The following is a 13,791-nucleotide window of genomic DNA, read 5'->3' as shown; positions in this document are numbered from 1 at the left end:
TCCAATGACAAATGACAAATGACAAATGACCAATGACAAATGACAAATGACAAATGACCAATGACCAATGACAATTGACTCTTACTTGTTTTGTTGCCAAGCCAAAACTTTTTCTGTTTCTGCCAAGGCTGGACTGATGCCAAACCAGCGCCCCACAGGATCGCGATATTCAAATAAATACATACTTCTTAGTAAGCTCTGATAGTCAGATTCACCTTTAACTCTCTGCTGCTGCACTACTTCAAACAATAATTCCCACTGGGATTCATCAATAGCTAATAGCAGATCGTCGCGGTAGTCCTTAATCACTGCTTCTAAGCAGTCCCTAGAAAAAGGTGGATCTTGTCGTTGTAGGCAGCTATAAAGTAAACCCAATAAGTTACGGATGTGACCACCACTAACGCGACATAGACGATCCAAGGTTTGTGAGTGATCAAATAATTCTGTAATTAATAAAAGCCTGCTATTCAAAGGAACTTCTGGAAAAGCTCTTGCTAGAACTAACTGGCGCACTAATGACATCCCTGGTTCGTAGTCAGTGCCATCTCTTTGGCGCACTAATACCATCGGCAGTACTTTTGGCGCAATCCCTCCCCCCAGGCGATTTTTCAGTGTCTCATACTCATTGGAGAAAATTAATGTTAGAGGAATTGTGTAAACTAGGTGGCATTTGAGTCGGCGTAACTGTTCACCTCGGTCGATGAAAAGATATTCTGGTTGCGATCGCCCGGATGCTAAGGGACGCATATCCACTCGATCCAAATTATCTACAATCACTACCAGTCCTTTTTGACCCCGCAGCTTTAGCTGTTCAACAGCCTTTTCTAAAATTTCTTCGTTAATCGCCTGCAAAATACTATTGGTACGTGGTTCCAGATATTGCCTCAGTTGATTGCGCATCTGGGTGCTATCTTTGGTTTTGGCTGTAATTTTCGCAATACCTAAGGACAACTCTGCTTGTCCAGAAAGCTCTATGGGGCTTTGCAAAAAATCGCCTACTTCTTTAAACAAATTGGTAAAGTAACCAGGTTTGAGTTTGATGCCAATGCCTTCTATACTGGCACTGACTTGACGGGCTACACTCAGCAGAATATCGCTGACATCAATATCCGCCATATCTAAGTCTTGACTAGACTCAAAATAAACTACATGAAATCCCGCCAATTCTAGTTCTGTCTTTAGGCGCTGCAATTCCGTTGATTTACCGCAGCCAATGTGACCTGTAAATAACTGACAGGTTGGCTCATCAGGAGAAATCCGAATGATCGTCCGTTGCAATTCTTCGACAATTTTGCAACCACGTACATCAGCAAAATCTATGTAATACTGCCGATCTAGGATGTTACTTATGTTTAGCGTGTAGCTGGGGTTACATGCTTTATAAAAACGTGACAAATTTAATGTCGTTTTCATGTGTGTAAATCTGTATGTAGATGAGTGTGGAGATGCAGTCTAATTCGTCTTTTTTATACAAATAATCTCTATGCAGGATGTAAGCATACGATTAACTCGCAAGTTGGTGGTGTCTTGTAAAGGACAGCACTTGCTGCAAGATTACTGTCAGTAGTATGCCAGAGATTTACTTCACCCTAATCTGACTTTTCACGGCATTTGGAAAACCTCTCTTCTATTTCTCTCTTCCTTTAAGGAGAGAGACTTTGAATTTCCCCCTTCCCGCGACGAGTTGGGGGTTAGGGGGTTAGGTTTTTGGTGGACTTTTCCACATAACCTGAATTGTCAGACCCTAATAACCTCAAACATATCTGTCCTTTTTACACCTGCTATTGAGGTTTTGACAATCTGTAGCTTTTACTTGACCTCCCACAAACCTTTAAGGCTTAGTGAATCAGTAAAAAAGCTACAAGAGAGTATGGTTCTCAGTTTGTATAGCTGATGAGAGAGGATTGGTATGAATTATAGCAAGGTACACAGAGATCTAGGAATATTCGTCATATCATTTTGTGTCTTATTTGTCAAGTAAACAAAATCATAAATATGCAGATGAATTAATATTTTGTAATTATTAGGGAAAAATCAGTGATAATAAATTGTCAAAAAGACTACAGTCAGTCAAAAATGGACACCGGAAATTTTAATCGCAACGATGACTAGCGCCATAATCCTTGTATCGTTACTGTAAAGTGTTACTAAAAATAAAAAAAGTCTTGAGGAGAGCGGCTAAGAGTGTTTACTGAAATTAATAATGATCCGAGGGCGTCAATGAATTTAGATTGCAACCAGAAAGGGGCTTGAATGGCTGGCATAATATCAGTTTCCCGCACGTACATAGCACAGCGTCGTCGGAAATTACGTCGAGACAGGCAGATGAGAATTATTCGGGCTATTTGGCGAACCTTCGCCATTACTGGTTTGGCAGGTGGATTACTGTGGGTGGCAATCCAACCGATGTGGATGCTAAAAGCTCCCAAACAAATAGTGATGAAATCAGGCAATAAATTACTGTCGAATGAGACAACTCAATCACTGTTGGTGCTATCTTACCCCCAGTCTCTGTGGCGGATTGAACCGTCGGCGATCGCTAACTCTTTGAAGAAACAACCAACTATTGCCCAAGCGATCGTGAGACGCCGCCTCTTTCCTCCTGGGTTAATCATCGAAATCCAAGAACGAGTACCTGTAGCGGTGACTCAAACACGTGGCAACAAAAAAGTCACAATCGGCTTACTAGATACAAGTGGAGCCTGGATGCCCTTAGAAAAATACACATCACTGAATCCCAATAGGAAATTACCCAATCTCAGAGTAATTGGTTCGCCAAAACAATACTGCCTTTACTGGACTCAACTTCATCAAGCTGTCAGCCAAAGTCCCGTGAAAGTGATGGAAGTTGATTGCCAAAATCCAACGAATTTAATTTTGAAAACAGAACTAGGAAATGTGCATCTCGGCGTTCCAAGCCCCCAATTGTCTGAACAAATTAAGGTACTCGCCCAAATGCGCCATTTAGCAGCAAAATTTAATTCCGGTCAAATACAGTACATTGATCTGAAAAATCCCGAATTTCCTTTAGTACAAATGAACCAAAAAAACGAAAAATTAACTCCCAAAATCCCTAAAAACATCTAGCGTGTTTAATTTCTTGATTGTTCCTAGTAAATCTTGTCTGTGACGTAATTCTTATTGGGTGACGAAACCTCTTAGGAAATGTTGATTTGTTGGCCGCACTAGTGAGGGTTCTTGTAAGATAGACTATTGCTCCGACAAAGTGTCCATTAAGACCCCCCAAACAACAAATTAGTCAGGTATAGTCTGACAAGCCAATTCTTGCTTACTTTCACCGGAAAGATAAGTAAGTATCAGGTAAATTTTATGTCTAAAGTTGCAATCATCCCCAATGGTGAAACCTATTAACAATATTATTATTGAGGCAGACAAGAGGCGCAGTAGTATGTCTTTAGAAGTTATGCCCTCCTCTGAGAATAATCAAGAGATTAATGTCTCTTTGATGTTATACAGATCACTTTTAGATAAATATAGGTATACTTCTCTAGAATTGGCTGTGCGATCAGCTGCGTTAAAAGCTTATCCCATAGCAAACTTTCGCACTGTCAATTCTGTTAGGCTTGGCAGTAGTGAAAACAATAAAGAACAGTGCCATAGTATTGTGGCAATGTCAAACTAAAGTTGACTCTTAGGTGAATAATACCTGAAAAAGTCGTTTATCTACCCTTTCACAAATCCAATGACACTTGATAATAACCAAGGACTTACCTATAAAAATTCCCAATCTGCGGGACAGCCGGGGTTCTCTCTGGCAGTTAACTCGACCAATCCCTTTAATAACTCTGGGATGAACTTCGGACAAAATCACGAGAATAAGAAGATTTTTGCGGAAAATAGCCGAATTGGTGAGATAGTTCCTGGTCGGGTAGCCAACATCAAAGTGATTGGTGTAGGTGGTGGTGGCGGCAATGCTGTTAACCGCATGATTGAATCTGATGTTTCTGGGGTAGAGTTTTGGTCAATTAACACTGATGCCCAAGCTTTAACTCTGGCAGGCGCTCCAAGTAGATTACAAATTGGACAGAAGCTAACGCGGGGTTTAGGAGCAGGTGGTAATCCTGCCATTGGTCAAAAGGCCGCTGAGGAATCACGGGACGAAATTGCTACGGCTTTAGAGGGGGCAGATCTAGTATTTATCACTGCTGGTATGGGGGGTGGTACTGGAACGGGTGCAGCTCCAATTGTGGCAGAAGTAGCGAAAGAAATGGGCGCTCTCACTGTTGGTGTAGTCACACGTCCATTTGTCTTTGAAGGACGCCGTCGCACCAGCCAAGCCGAACAAGGTATTGAAGGACTAAAAAGTAGAGTAGATACACTGATCATTATCCCCAACAACAAACTACTGGAAGTGATCCCCGAACAAACGCCTGTACAAGAAGCTTTTCGCTATGCAGATGATGTGCTGCGTCAAGGGGTACAAGGTATTTCTGATATCATCACGATCCCCGGTTTGGTAAACGTTGACTTTGCTGATGTCCGAGCTGTGATGGCAGATGCAGGATCGGCATTGATGGGAATTGGAGTGAGTTCGGGAAAATCTAGAGCCAGAGAAGCTGCGATCGCAGCTATTTCTTCACCGTTACTAGAGTGTTCTATTGAAGGTGCTAGAGGGGTTGTATTTAATATTACTGGTGGAACTGACCTCACCTTGCATGAAGTGAATGCTGCGGCAGAAGCGATATATGAAGTAGTTGATCCCAACGCCAATATTATTTTTGGAGCCGTAATTGATGACAGACTCCAAGGTGAGGTAAGAATTACTGTAATTGCCACCGGCTTTACAGGTGAAGTGCAAGTGGTGCCACAACAAAGCGTGGCTAACGTTCGGGTAACACCTAATACTCCCAAGCGACCAACAACGCAGCAACCCGCAGTTAATTCCCCAACCTCAACCCCAACTCCAACTCCAATTCCAGAACCAAAAGAAAAACCTGGATTGGATATACCTGATTTTCTGAGAAACCGACGTACACCAAGGAATTAAAAGATTTTGGATTTGAAACTTCGTCGTGAGCGCTCAGTCAAAGGATTTTAGATTAAGTTAGCAGTCTCAGGTCAAGCTGAGTGCTGTATAAAATCTGCTAGTTTCAGGGTTTTACCAAGGAGAGGGGTGAGCAATCTGTTGCCATCTCCGATTTTGCCAATTGCTAAAAAAACTACTCAACGCTACTTTGTGGAATGAACTTGGGCAGGAGTCTACTAGCTGCCATGTCCGGCTATGCTTTTGTAACAAAACCTGCCCAACTACGGATGCCGCAGCTACACCTGTTGTAGACATCGGTACATCTAACCCTCAAGATCAATTACACTAATATTGACATAAGTACGTATATTTACTTAAGTAAAGTGGCATGAGAAACTTGACCAAGCAAGTGTCCGAACTGAGACCACTCCCAATACTGCGTAAGTTTTTAATATTTGTAGGTTGGGTTGAGCTTTGCTCAACCCAACTAGCACTAGCCCTTTCAAGGTGAGTAAAAATTTTGGTCAATAAATTCCTCTTTAATCTCTATACTCCGTGTCCTCTGCGCCTAATAAAGTTAAATAAATTACTCTTGAACCGCAGAGACACAGAGAGCGCAGAGAGAAAAACAGAGATTTTACGAGTCACCTTGAAAGGGGTAGTCCTAATAAGGTAAATGCAATTATTTTTTGATTTTTAGAGTTTGTTCAATCCATTGAATTACCTGATGACCAAGGCGAGTACCATCTAATCGATCAATCTCACGAATTCCGGTGGGACTAGTGACGTTAACTTCAGTGAGATACCCACCAATAACGTCAATACCCACAAAAATTAAGCCGTCTTGGCGTAAGCGTTCGGCTACTTGGGTACAGATTTCATACTCCCTTGGGGTAATTTCGGTTTGAGCGACTGTACCACCAGTTGCCATATTATTGCGAAAATCAGTTCCGCTAGAGAGGCGATTGAGCGCACCAATCGGTTCGCCATTGAGCAGGATAATTCGCTTATCTCCTTCTTTGGCCTCCGGTAGATAAGTTTGTACCATTACTGGCACTCGACCTTGGAAGGTACTGAGTTCGACAATGGAGTTAAAATTGCGATCGCCTGATTGCAAAAATAAAATTCCTTCCCCAGCTTTGTTACCCAGTGGTTTGAGAACTGCTGCCACCTTTGCTTCCACGAATTGCCGAATAAACTCTTTATCAGCACTGACAATCGTTTCTGGAACCGCTTTGGTAAACTGGAGGGCGTACATTTTTTCATTTGCCCCTCGAATACCGCTGGGACTGTTAATCAACAGGGTTTTATTTTGGTCAATGTAATCCAGAATATAGGTGGCATAGAGGTAGGAATCATTGACAGGTGGATCTGTCCGCATAAATACGGCATCCATTGTCTCTAAAGAAGTTAAGGAAGAATCGCTCAACTTATACCAAGGATTCGCTGCTACCCACCGTCTGTCCACCAACTGCACTGGTACAAGTTCGACTCCCTGTAGGACAGCCCAAGCTTTACCCTCCAACACACTCAGTAGATTTGCCTGAGTTACCCAAACTTCGTGTCCCAAAATTTGCGCTGCTTCAATTAGGGCAACACTGGTATCATGACACGGGTCAAGCAGATGGATGGGATCAATGATAAAAGCCAGTTTCACCCTTTATACCTCAATCACCAAGAAATTAAATGGTTATTCAATTATTATCTCTTACGCCATGTGCGACTTTCTCTCAAACTTAAGCCCAACCCTTGGAGGCAAGGGGGAAAATTAAAATAATTCGCTTTTTCGCCCATGACGCTCCTACGTCGCTAACGCAATTACTTTTTGTAACGAGGATTTAACCCCGACACAAAACCGTGCTGCCTATATTGCTGGGGAATTAAACCCCCAAGCTTTGTTCAAAGCCTCCCTCCTTTAATTTGTAGCGGCTTGTCGCTAGCGATCGCAATACAGATGTACCTAAGTAAGTTGGTGCCAAAAAATCAAAGTATATTACGAAACGTAAATAGGCTTAAAATTTTTACTAATGACCAATGACAAAGGACAAATGACAGCTTTAGCCAGTTAGCTTTAATCGTGCCGACCTACCTACCATTTCATTACAGCCAGAAAGCCTAAAATTCAAGCATGGGTGAATGAGTGACTTCCGCCTTGCGGTACTACACGCTATTGCCAGAAGTTAGTAGCTCATCCAGCTTGCCTTGACTATCTAAAGCGTGAATATCATCACAACCACCTATATGGTGATCATTGATAAAAATTTGCGGTACAGAGCGTCGTCCATTTGCTCTTTGAGCCATTTGATTTCTGGCTGCCTCATCTCCATCAATACTGTATTCGGTAAATTCAACGCCTTTGTTCTTCAGCAAACTTTTGGCACGAATGCAAAACGGGCAAGTTTTCCAAGTGTAAATTTCTACTTTTGCAGCCATGATGTCCTCAAATTAATGTCATCGAAATATTGGGTAGAAACCCCGTCCTAGAAGTGGGGAACTAGCATTATACCTCCCCTCTCCCAAAGATGGGAGAGGGGCTGGGGGTGAGGAAAAGATTTAAGCTTGCATTGGGATGCTCCCTGGGTTGAGCAACGAAACCCAACATTTTCTTTCTCTTTGTTGGGTTTCACGACCTTCAACACAACCTACAAATTTTCAAAACCTACGCAGTATTGATATGAATCCTATATATAGGAATCATATTTGATTTATGAAAAAATCTTAGTAGACATAGGAGTGAAAAAAAATGTAGAGACGTAGCAGTGCTACGTCTCTACAAGGGTTCTGGGTAACGCATATTTAATTTTACTCCTATGTCTAGTAGTCGGTGTGTTAGCAGAGCGTAACGCACCATTCCAAGCGTGTGGTGCGTAACACATCACCCAAGTTGAATCAACAGTGTTGCTGACTGCTTTGCAGACTGTTTGTTTTTTTGATGAGTGCCAATGCACCCAGAGCAAATAAAGCTAGAGCAATTGTTATCCTTGGCTCAGGCACATATTTAATTTTAGGTGGAGCCTGATAATAAGAACTCGACCCTACCCAGATTGAATTAGCACCAGAAACTCCTGGGTTATTACCGTAATTTCCTATGTGAACTGCCGCGAATATTTGATTGAGAGTATCTTTAAAATTAAAGTCTGCGACATTGAGATCAACATTATTCAGTGAAATTGTGGCAGTGAAGCCATCATTGGTTGCGCCAGTCGATGATGGGTTAATATTTAAATCTAATTTACCTTGATAGCCAGCTGGTTTTTGGTTGTTTTCCTTTACTGTAATGGGGTTAGTGCCCATAGCATAAGGTGAAGCTGCCGATATTTGAAACAAGGTATTATTATTAAATTTGCTGTCATTGTAATTCAAATAAAATGTTTGAATTTTATGCTTTTTTGTTCCTGCTAGGTCGATGACAACATCTACTTTTTTTGCATCAGTCCCATTGTCCTTAATGGTAAGCGTCCCAAAAGACGTGTCTACTTTCGCACAGGTACTTCCACCAGAATAGCTTTGTGTACCTACAGTTCCAGAGATAACGCAATCCAGGTTATATGTAAAGGAAGCAGCATGGGCAGGGGAAAAAGCAGAGGATGATATTACAACGGCAGTTGCAGCCAAAAAGAATGGTACTGCTGAAGTTGAAAAAAGATTTTTCATGTTAATCGGTAAGTGAAATAGAATGGTGAGACTTAGTTTTTCAGATGGGAATTTGCTGCTTGCCACCCATCAAAGTCAAAAGCGCTCAATAAAAGCTTTACACCACTCTAAACACGGAATAACAGGTTGTCTCTAATACAGACTCTATCTTCAATAATACTTCATTTTCAGCTTGATATACACAAAAAGCTCAGTAATAATACTGAGCTTTGTCGAATTCAAAATATGTTAAATTCCAACGCTTAAGTACGTTAGTGCGAAAAAACTCAATTATGTTACGAAACGTAAATAAGCTTAAAACCCTTACTAATGACAAATGACCAATGACAAATGACAGCCTTAGCCAGTTAACTTTAATTGCGCCGACCTACTTATCTAGTGTCAACGGCGTATTCAATTAGCTTGGCAAGGCGTTGACGTAGGGTTTCTAATCCCAAGCGCTGACTCGCAGAAATAAACACCGCTAAAGGAAATTCTTCTCTAGCTAGAGCCAGTGTCTCACTATCGGCTTGATCAATCTTGTTAAAAACAACTAGCGCGGGGCCAGGAGTTATTGGCATTTGCGCCAGGATTTCTCTGACTGAGCGAATATGACGCAACCAAGCGGGGTGAGACAAATCTACCAAGTGTAGTAGGGCATCGGCTTCTGTGACTTCCTCCAAGGTGGCGCGGAAGGCATCCATTAATGATGCAGGCAATTCGTGTATAAACCCTACTGTATCTGTAATCAGAATTTCCTGATGTTCATCTGTTTCGCCATGAGGAATTACCAGACGGCGCGTGGTGGGATCGAGAGTCGCAAATAGCTGGTCGGCTGTATAAACTTCTGCGTTAGTGAGAGCGTTCAGCAAAGTGGACTTACCAGCGTTGGTATATCCAACCAAAGCCACTGAGGGAACTTCTCGATGCTGCCTTCGTTGCCGTAACCGTGAACGATGGGCTTGCAACTGGGTTACTTCTTTTTGCAGTCGGGAAATACGCTGCCCAATGGCACGGCGTTCAGTTTCTAATTTGGTTTCACCAGGGCCACGAGTTCCAATACCACCACCCAATCGGGACATGGTGCGACCTCTACCAGCTAGTCGCGGCTGCATATATTCTAGTTGTGCTAGTTCTACTTGCAATTTACCAGCACGGGATTGAGCGCGTTGGGCAAAGATATCTAAAATAACTTCGGTGCGGTCAACGACCCGGATACCAATTTGCATTTCTAAGTTGCGGACTTGGGAGGGGGAGAGGTCGCGGTCAAAGACGACGAGATTGACTCCTAGTGTTTGGGCAGTTAGGGCAATTTCTTGTACCTTACCTTCGCCAACTACAGTCTGGGGATGAATGCGCGATCGCTTTTGTTGTATTGTCTGTAATACATCTCCCCCGGCAGTATCAACTAAACGTGCCAATTCTACTAGGGTGTCTTGGAATTGTAGGGGAGTTATCTCACTGGTCATTAGCCCCACAATTAGCACGCGATCGTGGTCAGCATCTACTTCCTGGGCGATAAATTCCCGTTGAAATTCCGCTTCCAGATTTTCTACCAAGTCTACTAAATCCTGGTCTGCCAAATCATCCAAGTCCAGAGGTGGCGATATATTCCAACTTGGGGATTGGAATTGGCTTTCCTCTAGCTTGGAAGTAGCAGGACTAGTAATCAGGGTGCGGGACTCTTGGGGTGTCAGATGAGCTAGATAAGCTTCTTTGACATACCCAGTCGCGCCGCCTCCTCTGCGTGTAAATCCCGTTCCAGTTATATTTAGGACAACTAGGGCATCTAAGCGTTGTAGTGCCATTGCCGTGAGAGCCGCTTCATTGGGCGGTTCTGGCTTCAGATGGGTGGCAATACAACGAATACCACTGAGTCGCTCTGCACCGTAACGGGGCAATTCCATCGGTGGTATTTGTGTTTGGCGCGGTGTACCTACCCCGACGCGAATCACTTGGCCGCGACGGTTGATGTAGGCGCACACAGGCTGATTGACTTCTGTGCTAATTGCTGCCAGACGCTGGGAGAAATCAGGCGTGGTGATGCGATCGCCTGGTATGCGCTGGTGGTACAGTCGCTGTAGTTGTTTCAGCTGGCTGGACTTCAGACCTTGGAGATTTCCAAAGATAGTTTCTATAGGCGTTTATGACCAGTTAAATGGCCCCCCGAATCCTTATATGTCTATTTTACAACAGGGTTTAGGCTCCTATCTCTGTCCTTTGAGGGATGCATTGGGAATTAGTTCACGGTGGGTATTTATTTGACGTTATTTTGGTGGTAGTAACCCACAAATCGAGCAATGGTAACAACACGCGCCGCTTCAGAACAAAGGGCTGTATTGAGAAATATCAGCTGGCAGACTTTTGAAACCATGCTAGCTGAGATGGGAGAGAATAGAACCTCTCGCATCACCTATGACCAAGGAATGCTGGAAATTATGACCCCACTTTTTTCCCATGAGTATTGGAAATGTTTAATTGAACGTTTGATTTTTGTGCTTGCCGAAGAGTTGAATTTAGAAATTGTACCTGCGGGTTCTACAACCTTTAGACGGGAAGATTTGCGGCGTGGTACGGAACCAGATAGCAGTTACTATATTCGCAATGAAGCGTTGGTGAGGAACAAATCAGAAATTGATTTGAACCGTGACCCAGCACCGGATTTAGTAGTAGAAATAGATTTAACAAGTTCTTCGCTGAATAAATTTGATATTTATGCGTCTTTAGGTGTTATGGAACTTTGGCGTTATGACGAAGGTGTGCTGTATATTTACCAACTGCAACAAGGACAATATATAGAGTGCAATAATTCGCCAATTTTTGCACAATTGCCTTTAATTGAAATTGCTCGATTTTTAGAAGAAAGTCAAAGAATTGGCGTGATGAAAATGACGCGGAATTTTCGAGAGTGGGTGAAGGAGAAAATTTAAGCAACTTGGCGGTTAAAACCGCAGCTACACAAACTAAACCCGCCTACGCGGGTTTCTAAAATAGTCCGCGTAGGCGGACTTCGCCTGTGTAGCCGCGATTTCCAATCGCCAAGTACTTTTGCACATTTGGGATGCTCCCTAGAAATAAGTGGTGCTGTGTTGATAACAATTATAGGAATCCGGTTTGATTTTTGAACAAAATTGGGCATTTGTAGGGTGCGTTAGACGAGAGTACGGCACCATTATCAAGGGTTTGGTGCGTTACGCTGTCGCTAACACACCCTACGTATCTTTTCACGCAATCAAATATGAGTCCTATATATTAGTTTCAGGCATTCGCTAAATCAGATATAAGTTCCTCTTCTGTTAAATCAATCATCGCTACACTATAATGGTGTAAATTAAGTAAAAAAGTTACCCTATCTATACCTGCTAACTGTGCAGCTAAACCAGAAGAAATACGTTTCATTTCAAATAGTTTAACTGCCATTGCCATTTTTGCTTCTTGTTCAAACTGTTCTCGCGTTTGTTGTAACGCATCTGGCAAAGTTTCTGGATAGTCAATTTTAAGTTGTGACATGATTTTTTTAAGATAATCGCATTTAATTTTCAGTCGTCATAAAGTCCTTCATCTTCCGGTGCGTAGCCGTTCAAAAAAGCCTCATGGCTGCGGATGCTTTCGAGCTGTTCCATATAAATTATGTTGTCATTCTCGGTTTCCCAGTCTTCACCATCTAAAACTGAAAATTCTGTTAATTCCGGGTTGTTTAAAAAATCTTCGGCTGTAGCGGCGATCAAAGGTTCTAATATTTTGTGACGTTCTGCCAAAGATAGGCTAGCAATTTCTTTGAGAGATAGCTGTTTTTGCTCTTGGAGGTTTTCTGACATTTGATTTCTTTTCCTGAAGATGGGTTGAATTTATATTTAGTAATTTATCGCATCGCTATTAATTTAAGTGAATATTTTCAGTGGAAGTTTAAAGGCGATCGCTACATAAATTCTTGCATGAATGGCTACATTAGTTTAATATTTATAGCGGTTATTCAATTAAAGCTTGAAACAGCTCATCTTCCCGGATACCATCAAAATCTGAGTCAGTTTTTACCATCTTTCGATATTGATCAGAATTCAGATTAATTGCTTGTTGTAGATTTTCTAGTGCCTGCTCAATATTACCTTGGAGAGCATAACAGCAAGCTTTATTGTACCAAGCTTGGTGTAAATCTGGTTGAAATTTCAGTGCTTGGTCGTAGGATGCGATCGCTTCTTCATTGCGTCCTAAATTACGTAGCGCATAGCCCCGATTGTACCAAGCTTGGTGTAAATCTGGTTGAAATTTCAGTGCTTGGTCGTAGGATGCGATCGCTTCTTCAGTCCGTCCTAAATTAACTAGTGCATTGCCCCGATTGTACCAAGCTTGGTGGTAATCTGGTTGAAATTTCAGTGCTTGGTCGGAGGATGCGATCGCTTCTTCATTGCGTCCTAAATTAACTAGTGCATAGCCCCGATTGTTCCAAGCTTCGTGGTCATCTGGTTTCAATTTCAGTGCTTGATCGGAGGATGCGATCGCTTCTTCATTGCGTCCTAAATCAACTAGCGCATTGCCCCGATTTTTCCAAGCTAGGTGGTCATCTGGTTGAAATTTCAGTGCTTGGTCGTAGGATGCGATCGCTTCTTCATTGCGTCCTAAATTACGTAGCGCAATGCCCCGATTTTTCCAAGCTAGGTGGTCATCTGGTTGAAATTTCAGTGCTTGGTCGTAGGATGCGATCGCTTCTTCATTGCGTCCTAAATTACGTAGCGCAATGCCCCGATTGTACCAAGCTTCGTCTTTATCTGGTTGAAATTTCAGTGCTTGGTCGTAGGATGCGATCGCTTCTTCACTGCGTCCTAAATTACGTAGCGCAATGCCCCGATTGTACCAAGCTTCGTGTAAATCTGGTTTGAATTTCAGTGCTTGGTCGTAGGATGCGATCGCTTCTTCAAAGCGTCCTAAATTAACTAGCACATAGCCCCGATTGTACCAAGCTTCGTGTAAATCTGGTTGAAATTTCAGTGCTTGGTCGTAGGATGCGATCGCTTCTTCACTGCGTCCTAAATTAACTAGCGCATAGCCCCGATTGTACCAAGCTTGGTGGTAATCTGGTTTGAATTTCAGTGCTTGGTCGTAGGATGCGATCGCTTCTTCAAAGCGTCCTAAATTATCTAGCGCAATGCCCCGATTGTACCAAGCTTCGTCTT

Annotated in this window: 14 protein-coding genes; 6 read left to right on the top strand and 8 right to left on the bottom strand. The window is 42.6% G+C overall.

Features of this window, described 5'->3' with window-relative positions:
- Nucleotides 1–81: 81 nt before the first annotated feature.
- Nucleotides 82–1,413: a P-loop NTPase fold protein gene (locus tag LC605_RS14705; protein ID WP_229548266.1), complete on the bottom strand. Its 1,332-nt coding sequence runs from the start codon at nucleotides 1,411–1,413 to the stop codon at nucleotides 82–84.
- A gap of 840 nt (nucleotides 1,414–2,253) precedes the next feature.
- Between LC605_RS14705 and LC605_RS14700 the strand changes: the two genes are divergently transcribed.
- The 4 genes from LC605_RS14700 to LC605_RS14685 all read left to right on the top strand — a co-directional run bounded on the left by LC605_RS14700 (nucleotide 2,254) and on the right by LC605_RS14685 (nucleotide 5,336).
- Nucleotides 2,254–3,087 (top strand): cell division protein FtsQ/DivIB, encoded by an 834-nt coding sequence (locus tag LC605_RS14700; RefSeq protein WP_229548265.1) that lies wholly within the window; start codon nucleotides 2,254–2,256, stop codon nucleotides 3,085–3,087.
- 268 nt (nucleotides 3,088–3,355) lie between these two features.
- Nucleotides 3,356–3,643 (top strand): hypothetical protein, encoded by a 288-nt coding sequence (locus LC605_RS14695; protein WP_229548264.1) that lies wholly within the window; start codon nucleotides 3,356–3,358, stop codon nucleotides 3,641–3,643.
- Nucleotides 3,644–3,703: 60 nt separating this feature from the next.
- Nucleotides 3,704–5,008 (top strand): cell division protein FtsZ, encoded by a 1,305-nt coding sequence (gene ftsZ / locus LC605_RS14690; RefSeq protein WP_229548263.1) that lies wholly within the window; start codon nucleotides 3,704–3,706, stop codon nucleotides 5,006–5,008.
- A 160-nt stretch (nucleotides 5,009–5,168) separates the two neighbouring features.
- Nucleotides 5,169–5,336 (top strand): hypothetical protein, encoded by a 168-nt coding sequence (locus tag LC605_RS14685; protein WP_229548262.1) that lies wholly within the window; start codon nucleotides 5,169–5,171, stop codon nucleotides 5,334–5,336.
- Nucleotides 5,337–5,669: 333 nt separating this feature from the next.
- Here the strand turns inward: LC605_RS14685 and gshB are convergent, their stop codons facing one another.
- From gshB to hflX, 4 genes are all read right to left on the bottom strand, one after another.
- Nucleotides 5,670–6,644: a glutathione synthase gene (gene gshB, locus LC605_RS14680; protein WP_229548261.1), complete on the bottom strand. Its 975-nt coding sequence runs from the start codon at nucleotides 6,642–6,644 to the stop codon at nucleotides 5,670–5,672.
- A gap of 503 nt (nucleotides 6,645–7,147) precedes the next feature.
- A complete protein-coding gene (grxC, locus tag LC605_RS14675) occupies nucleotides 7,148–7,420 on the bottom strand; it encodes a glutaredoxin 3 (RefSeq protein WP_229548260.1) in 273 nt (90 codons plus the stop codon).
- 456 nt (nucleotides 7,421–7,876) lie between these two features.
- Entirely contained in the window at nucleotides 7,877–8,707 is an 831-nt protein-coding gene (locus LC605_RS14670) for a hypothetical protein (RefSeq protein WP_229548259.1), read from the bottom strand.
- A 305-nt stretch (nucleotides 8,708–9,012) separates the two neighbouring features.
- Nucleotides 9,013–10,728 (bottom strand): GTPase HflX, encoded by a 1,716-nt coding sequence (gene hflX, locus LC605_RS14665; protein ID WP_229548283.1) that lies wholly within the window; start codon nucleotides 10,726–10,728, stop codon nucleotides 9,013–9,015.
- On the opposite strand from hflX, the gene LC605_RS14660 reads away from it, so the two are divergent.
- A complete protein-coding gene (locus LC605_RS14660) occupies nucleotides 10,613–10,885 on the top strand; it encodes a hypothetical protein (RefSeq protein ID WP_229548258.1) in 273 nt (90 codons plus the stop codon). The genes hflX and LC605_RS14660 overlap by 116 nt on opposite strands.
- Nucleotides 10,886–10,920: 35 nt before the next feature.
- Nucleotides 10,921–11,550: a Uma2 family endonuclease gene (locus tag LC605_RS14655; RefSeq protein ID WP_229548257.1), complete on the top strand. Its 630-nt coding sequence runs from the start codon at nucleotides 10,921–10,923 to the stop codon at nucleotides 11,548–11,550.
- Nucleotides 11,551–11,878: 328 nt separating this feature from the next.
- On the opposite strand, the gene LC605_RS14650 is transcribed toward LC605_RS14655, so the two are convergent.
- The 3 genes from LC605_RS14650 to LC605_RS14640 all read right to left on the bottom strand — a co-directional run.
- Nucleotides 11,879–12,133: a UPF0175 family protein gene (locus tag LC605_RS14650; protein WP_229548282.1), complete on the bottom strand. Its 255-nt coding sequence runs from the start codon at nucleotides 12,131–12,133 to the stop codon at nucleotides 11,879–11,881.
- A 26-nt stretch (nucleotides 12,134–12,159) separates the two neighbouring features.
- Nucleotides 12,160–12,438: a hypothetical protein gene (locus LC605_RS14645; RefSeq protein ID WP_229548256.1), complete on the bottom strand. Its 279-nt coding sequence runs from the start codon at nucleotides 12,436–12,438 to the stop codon at nucleotides 12,160–12,162.
- 151 nt (nucleotides 12,439–12,589) lie between these two features.
- On the bottom strand, nucleotides 12,590–13,791 hold a 1,202-nt coding region (locus LC605_RS14640), incomplete at its 5' end, for a tetratricopeptide repeat protein (protein ID WP_229548255.1).

The organism is Nostoc sp. CHAB 5836 (assembly GCF_020829445.1).
GTDB lineage: Bacteria > Cyanobacteriota > Cyanobacteriia > Cyanobacteriales > Nostocaceae > Nostoc.
This window is presented reverse-complemented; position numbering and strand designations above follow the sequence as displayed.

What these genes read in the sequence shown, in the direction of transcription:
- LC605_RS14655 (WP_229548257.1), top strand. Translation starts at nt 10,921, where the DNA reads ATGGTAACAACACGCGCCGCTTCAGAACAAAGGGCTGTATTGAGAAAT.
- LC605_RS14645 (WP_229548256.1), bottom strand. Translation starts at nt 12,438, where the DNA reads ATGTCAGAAAACCTCCAAGAGCAAAAACAGCTATCTCTCAAAGAAATT.
- LC605_RS14695 (WP_229548264.1), top strand. Translation starts at nt 3,356, where the DNA reads ATGGTGAAACCTATTAACAATATTATTATTGAGGCAGACAAGAGGCGC.
- LC605_RS14705 (WP_229548266.1), bottom strand. Translation starts at nt 1,413, where the DNA reads ATGAAAACGACATTAAATTTGTCACGTTTTTATAAAGCATGTAACCCC.
- ftsZ (WP_229548263.1), top strand. Translation starts at nt 3,704, where the DNA reads ATGACACTTGATAATAACCAAGGACTTACCTATAAAAATTCCCAATCT.
- LC605_RS14700 (WP_229548265.1), top strand. Translation starts at nt 2,254, where the DNA reads ATGGCTGGCATAATATCAGTTTCCCGCACGTACATAGCACAGCGTCGT.
- grxC (WP_229548260.1), bottom strand. Translation starts at nt 7,420, where the DNA reads ATGGCTGCAAAAGTAGAAATTTACACTTGGAAAACTTGCCCGTTTTGC.